The organism is Pseudomonas sp. BNK-45, assembly GCF_047456255.1.
Classification (GTDB): Bacteria; Pseudomonadota; Gammaproteobacteria; order Pseudomonadales; family Pseudomonadaceae; genus Aquipseudomonas.
The window spans coordinates 313,555-328,848 of record NZ_CP179909.1 but is presented as its reverse complement, the minus strand read 5'-3'; the positions used below and the strand labels follow the sequence as shown (position 1 = coordinate 328,848).

Sequence of the window (15,294 nt, the reverse complement as noted above, 5' to 3'; positions counted from 1 at the left end):
GCCATCGGTGTGGCGCTATGGATGGCGCTGCTGGCACCGCTGGTCGGCGCCGCCGAACTCAAGACCACCCCGGCCGCTGAGGCCGCTCGGGCATCCGCGCCGCTTCAGGTGGGGGACCCAGCCCCGACGCACTCGCTCGGCGGCGCTGTGGCCGGGCCTGCTTATGGCGGCGCCAAGCTTTCGTTGAACTTCCAGGACATCGAGGTGCGTTCGGTGCTGCAACTGATCGCCGACTTCACGGGCCTCAACCTGGTGGCCAGCGACACGGTGCAAGGCAGCATTACCCTGCGCCTGCAGCGTGTGCCCTGGGATCAGGCCCTGGATCTGGTGCTCAAGACCAAGGGCCTGGACAAGCGCCAGGTGGGTGATGTCTTGCTGGTGGCCCCGGCGGATGAAATGGCCGCCCGGGAACGTCAGGAACTGGAGTCGCAGAAGCGGTTGCAGGATCTGGCACCGCTGCGCCGGGAGCTGCTACAGGTCAACTACGCCAAGGCTGCGGACATCGCCAAGCTGTTCCATTCGGTGACCGGCACCGAGGACCAGGCTGGCGAGCGGGGCTCGATCACCGTGGACGAGCGCACCAACAACATCATTGCCTACCAGACCCAGGAGCGCCTCGATGAGCTGCGGCGTATCGTTGGCCAGCTGGACGTTGCGGTACGCCAGGTGATGATCGAGGCACGGATCGTCGAGGCCAACCTCGATTACAACAAGAGCCTGGGAGTGCGCTGGGGCGGTTCGCTGGGCAACAGGGGCCATTGGCAGGCTTCCGGGGTGCAGGGCGGCGGTTCATCGGCGGTCGGGGCGCCGGGCAGTGGCAGCGCGCCGTTCGTCGATCTTGGGGCTGTGGCCAATACCTCGGGCATCGACATCGCCTACCTCTCCGACAACGTGCTGCTGGACCTGGAACTGAGCGCCATGGAAAAGACCGGCAATGGCGAGATTGTTTCCCGGCCCAGGGTGGTCACCTCCGACAAGGAAACCGCGAGGATCCTCAAGGGCACCGAGATTCCCTATCAGGAAGCCAGTTCCAGTGGCGCCACGTCCGTGTCGTTCCGGGAGGCTTCGCTGTCCCTTGAGGTGACGCCGCAGATCACCCCCGACAACCGCATCATCATGGAGGTCAAGGTCACCAAGGACGAGCCGGACTACCTGAACAAGGTCCAGGATGTGCCGCCGATCAAGAAGAACGAGGTCAATGCCAAGGTCCTGGTTCGTGACGGAGAAACCATCGTCATTGGCGGGGTTTTTTCCAATACCCAGAGCAAGGTTGTAGATAAAGTGCCATTTCTTGGCGATGTGCCGTATCTTGGCCGCCTTTTCCGGCGTGACGTGGTGTCGGAGAAAAAATCCGAGCTGCTGGTATTTCTCACTCCGCGTATCATGAACAACCAGGCGATTGCTGTGAGTCGTTGATTCTGTGCGAAATTTGATTCTTGTTGGGCCGATGGGGGCTGGAAAAAGCACCATAGGCCGCTTACTGGCCAAAGAGCTGCGCCTGCCATTCAAAGATTCCGATAAGGAAATTGAACTGCGTACAGGCGCGAACATCCCGTGGATCTTTGATAAGGAAGGCGAACCGGGCTTTCGCGATCGCGAGCAGGCAATGATCGCCGAGCTCTGTGGCACCGACGGCGTAGTGCTGGCCACCGGTGGTGGCGCGGTCATGCGCGAGGCCAATCGTCGGGCACTGCATGCCGGCGGACGAGTGGTCTATCTGCATGCCTCGGTGGAGCAACAGGTTGGTCGGACTGCCAGGGACCGCAATCGTCCCTTGCTGCGCACCGCCGATCCGGCCAAGACCCTGCGCGACTTGCTGGAAGTCCGCGATCCGCTTTATCGGGAAATCGCCGATCTGGTGGTGGAAACCGATGAGCGGCCGCCTCGAATGGTGGTGCTGGACATCCTGGAGCGCCTGCAGCAGCTGCCACCCCGTTAATGCGCCGAGCGAAATGCGCTATTCTCGGCGTCGCGCCATGACCGCCAGGGTGTGGCGCAGAGCTATCGGGCAGCGTCAGAAGACCTGACGAGGCCCATCGTCAATACAAGGCACAACGCCTGCTTCCATCTTCACTGTGGGGACACATGCAGACACTTAAGGTCGATCTAGGCGAGCGCAGCTACCCGATTCACATTGGTGAAGGATTGTTGGACCGGCCCGAGCTGCTGGTGCCACATATCGCCGGACGGCAAGTGGCGATCATTTCCAATGAAACGGTCGCGCCGCTGTACCTTGAGCGCCTGACCCGCAGCCTGGAGCAATACTCGGTGATCTCGGTGGTCCTGCCCGATGGCGAGGCCCACAAGAACTGGGAGACCCTGCAGTTGATCTTTGATGGCCTGCTGACCGCGCGTCATGATCGGCGCACCACCCTGATTGCCCTCGGTGGCGGCGTGATCGGCGACATGGCCGGCTTTGCCGCTGCCTGCTATCAGCGCGGCGTGGACTTCATCCAGATCCCGACCACTCTGCTGTCCCAGGTGGACTCTTCGGTGGGCGGCAAGACCGGTATCAACCATCCACTGGGCAAGAACATGGTCGGCGCCTTCTACCAGCCGAACGTGGTGCTGATCGACACCGCCAGCCTCAATACCCTGCCCAGCCGCGAGTTGTCGGCGGGCTTGGCGGAAGTGATCAAGTACGGCCTGATCTGCGACGAACCCTTCCTCACCTGGCTGGAAGAAAACGTCGATCGCCTGCGGGCCCTGGACCAGCAGGCGCTGACTTACGCCATCGAACGCTCCTGTGCGGCCAAGGCTGCCGTGGTGGGTGCCGACGAGCGTGAGTCCGGGGTGCGCGCCACCCTCAACCTGGGGCACACCTTTGGCCATGCCATCGAAACCCACATGGGCTACGGTGTCTGGCTGCATGGCGAGGCGGTTGCCGCGGGCACCGTCATGGCCCTGGAAATGTCTGCACGCCTGGGCTGGATCACCTGCCAGGAGCGTGACCGCGGTATTCGCCTGTTCCAGCGCGCGGGCCTACCGGTCATCCCGCCTGAAGAGATGACTGAAGCGGATTTTCTCGAACACATGGCAATTGACAAGAAAGTGATCGACGGTCGTTTGCGTCTGGTGCTGTTGCGCCGCATGGGCGAAGCCGTAGTGACCGACGATTATCCGAAAGAGGTTTTACAGGCCACGCTGGGAGCGGATTACCGCGCCCTGGCTCAGCTTAAAGGTTAATAAAATCCCGATGACTAGTTTGCACGCCGACGAGGCTTTCCTCGGCCATTACCAGTTGAGCCATGATCCTTTCGCTCCCCGGGTTCCTGGCTTCAAATTCTTTCCTGCCCAACGCAAGCCTGTGTTGGGGCAGTTGCATCACCTGGCTCGCTATAGCCAGTTATTGCTGGTGGTGACCGGCCCCCAGGGCAGCGGCAAGACCCTGCTGCGCCAGGCGCTGGTTGCCAGCACCAACAAGCAGTCGGTACAGAGCGTGGTGGTTTCCGCCCGCGGTGCCGGCGATGCCGCCGGCGTGTTGCGCCAGGTGGCCCAGGCGCTGAATGTGGCCCAGGCCGAGATCGGCGCGATTCTGGCCCAGGTGGTGCAACTGGCCCTGACCGGCCAGGAAGTCTATCTGCTGGTGGATGATGCCGAGCAGCTCGACGAGTCCGCGCTCGAGGCCCTGCTGGCTCTGGCGGCAGGGGCTCCGGAAGGCCGCCCTCATGTCTTCCTGTTCGGCGAGTCGTCGCTGATCGCCACCCTGGATCAGTTGAGCACCGAGGAAGAACGCTTCCACGTCATCGAACTGCAGCCCTACACCGAAGAGGAAACCCGCGAATATCTGGCCCAGCGCCTCGAAGGCGCGGGTCAGGGCATCGAACTTTTCTCCGCAGATCAGATCAGTGATATTCACGAAAGCTCCGATGGCTGGCCGGGCAACATCAACCAGGTCGCCAGGGATGCAATGATCGAAGCCATGATCGCCAGCCGCTCTGCGGTCAAGCGTCCAAGTATGGGGTTCAACATGCCGAAGAAACACGTATTGGCCATTTCCGCTGTAGTGGTGGTGGCCGTGGCTGCCGCCTGGCTGATGCCGGGGCGCAGCAAGGCACCGACCAGCGGTACGCCGACCAATGAACAGGCGCAGTTGCCGCTGGGGCAGACGCCGACGCCAAATGCCAATGGCAGTCCATCTGTGGAGTTCGCCGGTTCATCCCAACCGATGCCTCTGCCGTTGGTCGGCCAGTCGCAGCCAGTGATGCGTGGTCCTCTGGCGGAAGCCGCAGGCGGCATTACCGAGGGGGATGACGGGGTTCCGGTGGAAGGCTCCAGCGCGGTTCCGCCCACCGTGACCACCACCGCGCCACCTGCCGGCGCCGTGGCCGGTCCGGCACCGACTCCGGCTGCGCGGCCAACCCCGGCGCCGACCCAGGTCGCCACCGCCAAGCCGACGCCAGCGCCCAAGCCGGTGGAAAAACCGGTTGCCGCCAAGCCTGCTCCAGCCGCCAAGCCGGCGGAGAAGCCGGTCACCGTGGCCAAGGCCGCCGGTGGCAGCTGGTACGCCGGTCAAGCGCCGGGCAACTACGTGGTGCAGATCCTTGGCACCAGTTCGGAAGCCACGGCCCAGAGCTTCGTCAAGGAGCAGGGCGGCGAGTACCGTTACTTCAAGAAAGTCCTCAATGGCAAGCCGCTGTATGTGATCACCTACGGCAACTTCTCCAGCCGCGATGCCGCGGTCAGCGCCATCAAATCCTTGCCAGCGAAGGTTCAGGCTGGTAAACCTTGGCCTCGCACTGTCGCTAGCGTTCAACAAGAACTGGCAACAACTCGCTGAAGATTCGGCGGCCTTACCCAGGCCGCCTCTCCCGGCAACCTCAAATTTCCGCATCGGCATGCTGCCTTACAGGCCGCGTGCCTTGTGGTGTCTGCGTCACAGTAGTTTTTGAGTCGCGGCAGTCAAAAGCAAAACTTTTTGACTAGCACAGCATATCGCTTTAAAACGTTCATAAATGCGACATAAATTTGCGACAGATCGTCGCCAAATTTGTGGGGCTTTGTGTCGGTGTGTACAATGACCTCCCTTTTGCCCCCGCAAAGTCGGCGTACGTTCGGCGTGGATGGTAAGTGGTTGAATTGAAAAGAAATTTGTCTCGATAAGAGGCAGCCTGGTGAGAAAGTGTCTATGAAAGCAGGTCTGTACCAACCAGATGAATTTAAGGATAACTGTGGTTTCGGCCTGATAGCCCATATGCAGGGCGAACCCAGTCATACCCTGTTGAAAACGGCCATTGAGGCCCTGACCTGCATGACCCACCGCGGTGGGATCAACGCGGACGGCAAGACCGGCGACGGTTGCGGTCTGCTGATGCAAAAGCCCGACCTGTTCCTGCGCGCCGTCGCCAAGGAACATTTCGGCACCGATCTGCCCAAGCAATATGCAGTGGGCATGGTGTTCTTCAACCAGGATCCGGCTAAGGCCGAAGCCGCTCGCGAAAACATGAACCGCGAGATCCTGGCCGCTGGCCTGCAACTGCTGGGCTGGCGCAAAGTGCCGATCGATACCAGTGTGCTCGGGCGTCTGGCCCTGGAGCGCCTGCCGCAGATCGAGCAAGTGTTCATCGGTGGCGAAGGCCTGAGCGATCAGGATTTCGCCGTCAAGCTGTTCAGCTCCCGTCGTCGCTCCTCGGTGGCCAACGCTGCCGACACCGATCACTACATCTGCAGCTTTTCCCACAAGACCATCATCTATAAAGGCCTGATGATGCCGGCGGACCTCGCCGCCTTCTATCCGGACCTGGGTGATCCGCGCCTGCAAACCGCGATCTGCGTGTTCCACCAGCGCTTCTCCACCAACACCCTGCCGAAATGGCCGCTGGCCCAGCCATTCCGCTTCCTCGCCCACAACGGCGAGATCAACACCATCACCGGCAACCGCAACTGGGCCCAGGCCCGGCGCACCAAGTTCAGCAACGATCTGATGGATCTGGAAGAACTCGGGCCGCTGGTCAACCGCGTGGGTTCCGACTCCTCGAGCATGGACAACATGCTCGAACTGATGGTCACCGGCGGCATCGACCTGTTCCGCGGCGTGCGCATGATCATTCCGCCGGCGTGGCAGAACGTCGAGACCATGGACCCGGACTTGCGGGCGTTCTACGAATACAACTCCATGCACATGGAGCCCTGGGACGGCCCGGCCGGCGTGGTCATGACCGACGGCCGCTATGCCGTCTGCCTGCTGGACCGCAACGGCCTGCGTCCGGCCCGCTGGGTCACCACCAAGAACGGCTTCATCACCCTGGCTTCGGAGATCGGCGTCTGGAACTACCAGCCCGAAGACGTGATCGCCAAGGGCCGGGTCGGTCCGGGGCAGATCTTTGCCGTGGACACCGAAACCGGGCAGATCCTCGACACCGACGCCATCGACAACCGTCTGAAGTCGCGCCATCCGTACAAGCAATGGCTGCGCAAGAACGCCCTGCGCATCCAGGCCACCATGGAAGACAACGACCACGGTTCGGCCTTCTACGACGTCGACCAGCTCAAGCAGTACATGAAGATGTACCAGGTCACTTTCGAAGAACGTGACCAGGTCCTGCGTCCGCTGGGCGAGCAAGGCTACGAAGCAGTGGGTTCGATGGGCGACGACACGCCGATGGCGGTGCTGTCCCAGCGCGTGCGCACCCCTTACGACTACTTCCGCCAGCAGTTCGCCCAGGTCACCAACCCGCCGATCGACCCGCTGCGCGAAGCCATCGTCATGTCCCTGGAGATCTGCCTCGGTGCCGAGCGCAACATCTTCCAGGAATCGCCCGAGCACGCCTCGCGCGTGATCCTCAGCTCGCCAGTGATCTCCCCGGCCAAGTGGCGCTCGCTGATGAACCTCGACCGCCCGGGCTTCGAGCGGCAGATCATCGACCTCAACTACGACGAAAGCGTCGGCCTGGAAGCGGCGATCCGCAATGTCGCCGATCAGGCGGAAGAGGCCGTGCGCGCCGGTCGCACCCAGATCGTCCTCAGCGACCGCCATATCGCTCCGGGCAAGCTGCCGATCCACGCTTCCCTGGCCACGGGCGCGGTACACCACCGCCTGACCGAAAAAGGCCTGCGTTGCGACTCCAACATCCTGGTGGAAACCGCCACTGCCCGCGATCCGCATCACTTTGCGGTGCTGATCGGTTTCGGTGCCTCGGCGGTCTATCCGTTCCTGGCCTACGAAGTGCTGGGCGACCTGATCCGTACCGGTGAAGTGCTGGGCGACCTCTATGAGGTGTTCAAGAACTACCGCAAGGGCATCACCAAGGGCCTGCTGAAGATCCTGTCGAAGATGGGCATCTCCACCATCGCGTCCTACCGTGGCGCGCAGCTGTTCGAAGCCATCGGCCTGTCCGAGGAAGTCTGCAACCTGAGCTTCCGTGGCGTACCGAGCCGGATCAAGGGTGCACGTTTCGTCGACATCGAAGCCGAGCAGAAAGCCCTGGCGACCGAAGCCTGGAGCCCGCGCAAGCCGATCCAGCAAGGCGGCCTGCTGAAGTTCGTCCACGGTGGCGAATACCACGCCTACAACCCGGACGTGGTCAACACCCTGCAAGCCGCCGTGCAGCAGGGCGACTACGCCAAGTTCAAGGAATACACCGCGCTGGTGGACAACCGCCCGGTGTCGATGATCCGTGACCTGTTCAAGGTGAAGACCCTGGACACGCCCATGGACATCAGCGAAGTGGAGCCCCTGGAGTCGATCCTCAAGCGCTTCGACTCCGCGGGCATCTCCCTGGGCGCCTTGTCCCCCGAGGCCCACGAAGCCCTGGCCGAAGCCATGAACCGCCTCGGTGCGCGTTCCAACTCCGGTGAAGGCGGCGAAGATCCGGCGCGCTACGGCACCATCAAGAGCTCCAAGATCAAGCAAGTGGCCACTGGCCGTTTCGGCGTGACCCCGGAATACCTGGTCAACGCCGAAGTGCTGCAGATCAAGGTGGCCCAGGGCGCCAAGCCCGGCGAAGGCGGCCAACTGCCCGGCGGCAAGGTCAACGGCCTGATCGCCAAGCTGCGTTACGCCGTGCCTGGCGTGACCCTGATCTCGCCACCGCCGCACCACGACATCTACTCCATCGAAGACCTGTCGCAGCTGATCTTCGACCTCAAGCAGGTCAACCCTCAGGCCCTGGTTTCGGTGAAGCTGGTGGCGGAAGCCGGTGTCGGCACCATCGCCGCCGGTGTGGCCAAGGCCTATGCCGACCTGATCACCATCTCCGGCTATGACGGCGGTACCGGCGCTTCGCCGCTGACCTCGATCAAGTACGCCGGTGCGCCGTGGGAACTGGGCCTGGCGGAAACTCACCAGACCCTGCGCGGCAACGACCTGCGCGGCAAGGTCCGGGTGCAGACCGACGGCGGCCTGAAAACCGGCCTCGACGTGATCAAGGCGGCCATCCTCGGCGCCGAAAGCTTCGGCTTCGGCACCGCGCCGATGATCGCCCTGGGCTGCAAGTACCTGCGCATCTGCCACCTGAACAACTGCGCCACCGGCGTCGCCACCCAGAACGAAAAGCTGCGCAAGGATCACTACATCGGCACCGTCGACATGGTGGTGAACTTCTTCACCTACGTCGCCGAAGAAACCCGTGAGTGGCTGGCCAAGCTCGGCGTGCGCTCCCTGGAAGAGCTGATCGGCCGCACCGATCTGCTGGAGGTGCTGGAGGGCCAGACGGCCAAGCAGCACCACCTGGACCTGACCCCGTTGCTGGGCAGCGATCACGTCCCGGCGGACAAGCCGCAGTTCTGCCAGGTGGACCGCAACCCACCGTTCGACCAGGGCCTGCTGGCCGAAAAAATGGTCGACATGGCGCGTTCGGCGATCAACGACAAGAGCGGCGCCGAGTTCGAGCTGGATATCTGCAACTGCGACCGTTCCATCGGCGCACGCATCTCCGGCGAGATCGCCCGGCTCCACGGCAACCAGGGCATGGCCCAGGCGCCGATCACGTTCCGCTTCAAGGGCACTGCGGGCCAGAGCTTCGGCGTGTGGAACGCCGGCGGCCTGAACCTGTACCTGGAAGGCGATGCCAACGACTACGTGGGCAAGGGCATGACCGGCGGCAAGCTGGTCATCGTTCCGCCCAAGGGCAGCGTCTACAAGACTCAGGACAGCGCCATTATCGGCAACACCTGCCTGTACGGCGCCACCGGCGGCAAGCTGTTCGCCGCTGGCACCGCGGGCGAGCGTTTCGCTGTGCGCAACTCCGGTGCCCACACCGTGGTGGAAGGCACCGGCGATCACTGCTGCGAGTACATGACCGGTGGTTTCGTCTGCGTACTGGGCAAGACCGGTTACAACTTCGGCTCGGGCATGACCGGCGGTTTCGCCTACGTGCTCGACCAGGACAACACCTTCGTTGACCGGGTCAACCACGAACTGGTGGAAATCCAGCGGATCAGTGGCGAAGCGATGGAAGCCTATCGCAGCCACCTGCAAAACGTGCTGAACGAGTACGTCGCGGAAACCGACAGCGAGTGGGGGCGTGAACTGGCCGAGAACCTCGACGACTACCTGCGTCGCTTCTGGCTGGTCAAACCCAAGGCAGCGAACCTGAAGTCTCTGCTCACCAGTACTCGTGCGAGTCCGCAATAAAGCAGCTGCAAGTGGCAAGCCTCAATCTGCAAATGAAGCAGTGCGAGGTTTGCCGGGCATACGTGATCGACTTGCGGCTTGCAGCTTAGAGCTTGCAGCTGCTGTATAGAGGTTTTTGAAAATGGCTGAACGTCTGAATAACGACTTCCAGTTCATCGATGTCGGGCGCAAGGATCCGAAGAAGAAACTGTTGCGTCAGCGCAAGAAAGAGTTCGTGGAAATCTACGAGCCCTTCAAACCCCAGCAGTCGGCCGACCAGGCCCACCGCTGCCTGGGTTGCGGCAACCCGTACTGCGAATGGAAGTGCCCGGTGCACAACTTCATTCCCAACTGGCTCAAGCTGGTGGCCGAGGGCAACATCCTCGCCGCCGCCGAGCTGTCGCACCAGACCAACACCCTGCCGGAAGTCTGCGGCCGGGTCTGCCCGCAGGACCGGTTGTGCGAGGGTGCCTGCACCCTCAACGACGGCTTCGGCGCGGTGACCATCGGTTCGGTGGAGAAGTACATCACCGACACCGCCTTCGCCATGGGCTGGCGCCCGGACATGTCCAAGGTCAAGCCCACCGGCAAGCGCGTGGCGATCATCGGCGCAGGCCCGGCGGGCCTGGGCTGCGCCGACGTGCTGGTGCGCGGCGGGGTGACCCCGGTGGTGTTCGACAAGAACCCGGAAATCGGCGGTCTGCTGACCTTCGGCATCCCCGAGTTCAAGCTGGAAAAGACCGTGCTGAGCAATCGTCGCGAAGTCTTCAGCGGCATGGGCATCGAGTTCCGCCTCAACACCGAGGTGGGCAAGGACGTGACCATGGAGCAACTGCTCGCCGAATACGACGCGGTGTTCATGGGCATGGGCACCTACACCTACATGAAGGGCGGCTTTGCCGGCGAGGACTTGCCGGGGGTGTATGACGCCCTGGACTTCCTGATCGCCAACGTCAACCGCAACCTGGGCTTTGAAAAGTCGCCGGAAGACTTCGTCGACATGAAGGGCAAGAAGGTGGTGGTGCTGGGCGGTGGCGACACCGCGATGGACTGCAACCGCACTTCGATTCGCCAGGGCGCCAAGTCGGTGACCTGCGCCTACCGCCGTGACGAAGCCAACATGCCCGGCTCGCGCAAAGAGGTGAAGAACGCCAAGGAAGAAGGCGTGAAATTTCTCTACAACCGCCAGCCGATCGCGATTGTCGGTGAAGACAAGGTCGAAGGTGTGAAGGTGGTCGAGACCCGTCTCGGCGAACCGGACGCCCGTGGCCGCCGCAGCCCCGAGCCGATCCCCGGTTCCGAGGAGATCATCCCGGCCGACGCCGTGGTCATCGCCTTCGGTTTCCGCCCGAGCCCGGCGCCGTGGTTCGAGCAGTTCCAGATCCAGACCGACAGCCAGGGCCGGGTCGTTGCACCTGAACAAGGTCAGTACAAGCACCAGACCAGCAACCCGAAGATCTTCGCCGGTGGCGACATGGTGCGTGGTTCTGATCTCGTGGTGACGGCGATCTTCGAAGGGCGCAACGCCGCCGAAGGCATCCTCGACTACCTGGGCGTCTGACCGCCATCCCTTGTAGGAGCGAGCTTGCTCGCGATAGCGGTGTATCAGCCAACCACCGATGTTGCCTGATGCGCCCCCATCGCGAGCAAGCTCGCTCCTACAGGTACGTAGGTTGTGGCGCGACAAATTGACCTCATAGACATAAAGAAACGGCTCTTGCCGTGCCTTTTATGCCCGGCTCTGAGAAAATGCCCCCACTTTTTTTCCGGATGCCGACATGACTGCCCTGAAGAACGACCGTTTCCTTCGTGCCCTGCTCAAGCAACCCGTAGACGTCACCCCGGTGTGGATGATGCGTCAGGCTGGGCGCTACTTGCCTGAATACCGCGCCAGCCGTGCCAATGCCGGTGACTTCATGAGCCTGTGCATGAACCCGGCGTTCGCCTGCGAAGTCACCCTGCAGCCTCTGGACCGCTATCCCCAGCTGGATGCGGCGATCCTCTTCTCCGACATCCTGACCATTCCCGACGCCATGGGCCAAGGCCTGTACTTCGAGACCGGCGAAGGCCCGCGCTTCAAGAAAGTGGTCAGCACCCTGGCCGACATCGAAGCCCTGCCGATTCCCGATCCGCAAAAGGACCTGGGTTACGTGATGGATGCGGTCAGCACCATTCGTCGCGAACTCAATGGCCGCGTGCCGTTGATCGGTTTTGCCGGCAGCCCCTGGACCCTGGCCACCTACATGGTCGAAGGCGGTTCGTCGAAAGACTTCCGCAAGTCCAAGGCCATGCTCTACGACAACCCGCAAGCCATGCACCTGCTGCTGGACAAGCTGGCGCAGTCGGTCACCTCCTACCTCAACGGGCAGATCCTGGCCGGTGCCCAGGCGGTGCAGATTTTCGACAGCTGGGGCGGCAGCCTCTCGGCGGCGGCCTATCAGGAGTTCTCCCTGGCCTACATGCGCAAGATCGTCAGCGGCCTGATCCGCGAGCACGACGGGCGCAAGGTGCCGGTGATCCTGTTCACCAAGGGCGGCGGCCTGTGGCTGGAAAGCATTGCCGATGCCGGCGCCGATGCCCTGGGCCTGGACTGGACCTGCGACCTCGGCGAAGCCCGCCGCCGCGTCGGCAGCAAGGTCGCCCTGCAAGGCAACATGGACCCCACCGTGCTCTACGCCAACCCGCAGGCGATCCGTGGCGAAGTCGCGCGTATCCTCGCCAGCTATGGCCAGGGCAGCGGCCATGTGTTCAACCTGGGCCACGGCATCACCCCGGAAGTGAAGCCGGAGCACGCCGGGGCCTTCCTGGAAGCGGTGCACGAGTTGTCGGCGCAATACCACGCATAAGCGTCACCCCATACAAACGCCCGGCACCTGCCGGGCGTTTTCATTGGCGAACACTTTTTTGTAGGAGCCAGCTTGCTGGCGAATAGGCCCTCGAGACCTGCACCTGTCTGGTGGCCGCCTTCGCTGGCAAGCCAGCTCCCACAAGGGCCTGCCGGCACAGACCCAATCCGTGTAGTAGCCGGCTTGCCAGCGAATAGGCCCTCGAGCCCTGCACCTGCCTGGCGGTCGCCTTCGCTGGCAAGCCAGCTCCTACAAGGGCCCGCCGGCACAGACCCGATCCGTGTAGGAGCCGGCTTGCCGGCGAATAGGCCCTTGAGACTTGCGCCTGCCTGGTGGCCGCCTTCGCTGGCAAGCCAGCTCCTACAAGGGCCCGCCGGCACAGACCCGATCCGTGTAGGAGCCGGCTTGCCGGCGAATAGGCCCTTGAGACTTGCGCCTGCCTGGTGGCCGCCTTCGCTGGCAAGCCAGCTCCCACAAGGGCCCGTCTGCACAGACCCGATCCGTGTAGGAGCCGGCTTGCTGGCGAAAGGGCCCTAGAAGACCTGCACCTGCCTGACGAACGCCTGCACACAGGCCAGGCGTCACAACGGCGGGAGTTTCGCCAGTTTCATGGCAATCAGCAGTGCCCCGAGCAACAGGGTGCCGATGAACAGGCCAATGCCGTTCCACCCCGCCAGGTGCCAGAACACCCCGCCCGCGGTGCCGGCAATGCTCGACCCGGCGTAGTAGCTGAACAGGTACAACGAAGAGGCCTGGCCCTTGGCCTTGGTGGCGCGGCGGCCGATCCAGCTGCTGGCCACCGAGTGGGCGCCGAAGAAGCCGAAGGTGAACAGCAACATTCCGACCAGCACCAGGGCCAGTGGGGCGAGCAGGGTCAGGGCAATGCCCGCGAGCATCAGCACGATGGTGCCCCACAGCACCCGGCGCCGGCCCAACTGGTCGGCCAGGGCACCGATCTTCGCCGAGCTGTAGATGCCCGACAGGTAGACCACCGACAGCAGGCCGACCAGGGCCTGGCTCAGGTGATAGGGCTCGGCCAGCAGGCGATAGCCGATGTAGTTGAACAGGGTGACGAAGGCCCCCATCAGCAGGAAGGCTTCGAGAAACAGCCAGGGCAGGCCGGCGTCGCGAAAGTGCATGGTAAAGCCGTCCAGCAGGCTGCGCGGGTGCAGCGAGCGCGGGCGGAAGTTGCGCGACTCCGGCAGGATGCGCCAGAACACGGCCGCCGCCAGCAGGGCCAGGCCGCCAATCACCAGCATCGCCGTGTGCCAGCTGACAAAATCGATCAGCACCCCGGTGATCAGTCGTCCGCTCATGCCGCCAATGGCGTTGCCGCCGATGTACAGGCCCATGGCCAGGCCGATGTGCTGAGGGTGGATCTCTTCGCTCAGGTAGGTCATGGCCACTGCCGCCAGCCCGCTCAGGGACAGCCCCACCAGCGCCCGCATCAGCAGCACCCCGTGCCAGCTGGGCATCAGCGCACTGGCGATGGTGCACAGGGCGGCGGCCAGCAGGGCGGCGAGCATCACCGGCTTGCGGCCGATGCGGTCGGAAATCGGCCCGGTGATCAACAGACCGATGGCCAGCATGCCGGTGGCGACCGAGAGGATCAGGCTGCTCTGGGCCGCATTGATGGAAAACTCCGTGGACAGCAGCGGCATCATCGGTTGCACGCAATACAGCAGGGCGAAGGTGGCAAAGCCCCCGGAGAACAACGCCAGCACCGTGCGCATGAACAGCGGCGTGCCTTTTTCGATGTACACCTCGTTGAGCTGGGCGAGCACCTCGTCCGCGGACGTGGAGGGGATTTCGTGGGCAAGGGGGGCGACAGCGATTTTCACGGGAACCTCGGGGGGAGCGCAGCCGGTCAGGCAATGGAAAAAAGCATATAGCTGGCTAATGTTCCTTTCCAATATATTGTTCGACCTGTTTGATAGCTTTAACGACTCAATGGAGCCGCCCCATGGAATTGCGTCACTTGCGCTACTTCATCGCCGTCGCCGAAGAGCTGCATTTCGGCCGCGCAGCCCAGGTCCTGGGCATTTCCCAGCCACCGCTGAGCCAGCAGATCCAGGCCCTGGAGCAGGAGGTGGGCGCCCGCCTGTTCGAGCGCACCAATCGTCGGGTCGAGCTCAGCGAAGCCGGACGCCTGTTCCTCGAAGAGGCGCGCCTGGTGCTGGCCCAGGTGGACAAGGCGGCGGACGTGGCCCGGCGCGCGCAATTGGGTGAGCTGGGGGAACTGAAGATCGGCTTCACCTCGTCGGCGCCGTTCAACTCGACCATTCCCCAAGCGATCTTCGCCTTTCGCCAGCGCTTTGCGGCGGTGCACCTCAAGCTCAAGGAAATGAGCAGCACCCAGGTGGCCGAGGCGCTGGTGGACCAGTCGATCCAGGTCGGTATCATGCGGCCCCTGCCGTTGCCGGACTCGCTGTCGGTGGTGGAGCTGCTGCGCGAGCCGCTGGTGGCGGTGCTCAGTTCCAAGCACCCGCTGGCAGGCGGCACTGAAGAGGGGCTGCACCTGGCGGCGCTGGCCCAGGAGCCCTTTGTGTTCTTCCCCCGCAGCTACGGCAGCGGCCTGTATGCCCAATTGCTCAGCCTGTCCCGGGACGCCGGCTTCACCCCGCATTTTGCCCAGGAGGCGGCGGAAGCCATGACCATCATCGGCCTGGTGGCGGCGGGCCTCGGTGTTTCGGTGCTGCCGGCGTCCTACCAGCGCATGCGCATCGACGGCGTGGTCTACCGCCGGCTGCTGGACCCCGAAGCCATGACCGCGGTGTGGCTGGTGCAGCGCAAGGATCAGTGCTCACCTATGGCCAGGGCCTTTGTCGAACTCCTGACGCGCAAGACCGGGGCCGCGTCCTGAGTCTGGGCGTGCCGGCGCTGGTCACGCAGGGG

General features: G+C 63.3%; 8 protein-coding genes and 1 pseudogene. 8 read left to right on the top strand and 1 reads right to left on the bottom strand.

Annotated elements, in window-relative coordinates; genetic code table 11:
• Window positions 1–159: 159 nt before the first annotated feature.
• The 7 genes and pseudogenes from ACMGG8_RS01465 to hemE all read left to right on the top strand — a co-directional run.
• Window positions 160–1,416 (top strand): annotated as a pseudogene (locus tag ACMGG8_RS01465) (type IV pilus secretin PilQ); the annotation flags it as partial.
• A gap of 4 nt (window positions 1,417–1,420) precedes the next feature.
• Window positions 1,421–1,939, top strand: coding sequence for a shikimate kinase AroK (aroK, locus tag ACMGG8_RS01460; RefSeq protein ID WP_016966152.1), 519 nt, complete (start codon window positions 1,421–1,423; stop codon window positions 1,937–1,939).
• 146 nt (window positions 1,940–2,085) lie between these two features.
• Window positions 2,086–3,186, top strand: coding sequence for a 3-dehydroquinate synthase (gene aroB, locus ACMGG8_RS01455; protein WP_060842257.1), 1,101 nt, complete (start codon window positions 2,086–2,088; stop codon window positions 3,184–3,186).
• 10 nt (window positions 3,187–3,196) lie between these two features.
• Window positions 3,197–4,780: an SPOR domain-containing protein gene (locus tag ACMGG8_RS01450; protein ID WP_060837165.1), complete on the top strand. Its 1,584-nt coding sequence runs from the start codon at window positions 3,197–3,199 to the stop codon at window positions 4,778–4,780.
• Window positions 4,781–5,128: 348 nt separating this feature from the next.
• On the top strand, window positions 5,129–9,574 hold the full coding sequence (gene gltB, locus ACMGG8_RS01445; RefSeq protein WP_060837166.1) for a glutamate synthase large subunit: 4,446 nt from the start codon (window positions 5,129–5,131) through the stop codon (window positions 9,572–9,574).
• A 121-nt stretch (window positions 9,575–9,695) separates the two neighbouring features.
• Complete coding sequence (locus tag ACMGG8_RS01440) at window positions 9,696–11,114, top strand: FAD-dependent oxidoreductase (RefSeq protein WP_016966156.1); 1,419 nt, start codon at window positions 9,696–9,698, stop codon at window positions 11,112–11,114.
• Between the two features lie 217 nt (window positions 11,115–11,331).
• Window positions 11,332–12,399: a uroporphyrinogen decarboxylase gene (hemE, locus tag ACMGG8_RS01435; protein WP_060837167.1), complete on the top strand. Its 1,068-nt coding sequence runs from the start codon at window positions 11,332–11,334 to the stop codon at window positions 12,397–12,399.
• A 581-nt stretch (window positions 12,400–12,980) separates the two neighbouring features.
• Here the strand turns inward: hemE and ACMGG8_RS01430 are convergent.
• On the bottom strand, window positions 12,981–14,240 hold the full coding sequence (locus tag ACMGG8_RS01430) for an MFS transporter (RefSeq protein ID WP_414159052.1): 1,260 nt from the start codon (window positions 14,238–14,240) through the stop codon (window positions 12,981–12,983).
• A 122-nt stretch (window positions 14,241–14,362) separates the two neighbouring features.
• Between ACMGG8_RS01430 and ACMGG8_RS01425 the strand changes: the two genes are divergently transcribed.
• Complete coding sequence (locus ACMGG8_RS01425; protein WP_060837169.1) at window positions 14,363–15,262, top strand: LysR family transcriptional regulator; 900 nt, start codon at window positions 14,363–14,365, stop codon at window positions 15,260–15,262.
• Window positions 15,263–15,294: the final 32 nt, after the last annotated feature.

Excerpts from the sequence above, each read along its gene's own strand:
- aroB (WP_060842257.1), top strand. The coding sequence starts at position 2,086 with ATGCAGACACTTAAGGTCGATCTAGGCGAGCGCAGCTACCCGATTCAC.
- ACMGG8_RS01450 (WP_060837165.1), top strand. The coding sequence starts at position 3,197 with ATGACTAGTTTGCACGCCGACGAGGCTTTCCTCGGCCATTACCAGTTG.
- gltB (WP_060837166.1), top strand. The coding sequence starts at position 5,129 with ATGAAAGCAGGTCTGTACCAACCAGATGAATTTAAGGATAACTGTGGT.
- ACMGG8_RS01440 (WP_016966156.1), top strand. The coding sequence starts at position 9,696 with ATGGCTGAACGTCTGAATAACGACTTCCAGTTCATCGATGTCGGGCGC.
- hemE (WP_060837167.1), top strand. The coding sequence starts at position 11,332 with ATGACTGCCCTGAAGAACGACCGTTTCCTTCGTGCCCTGCTCAAGCAA.
- ACMGG8_RS01425 (WP_060837169.1), top strand. The coding sequence starts at position 14,363 with ATGGAATTGCGTCACTTGCGCTACTTCATCGCCGTCGCCGAAGAGCTG.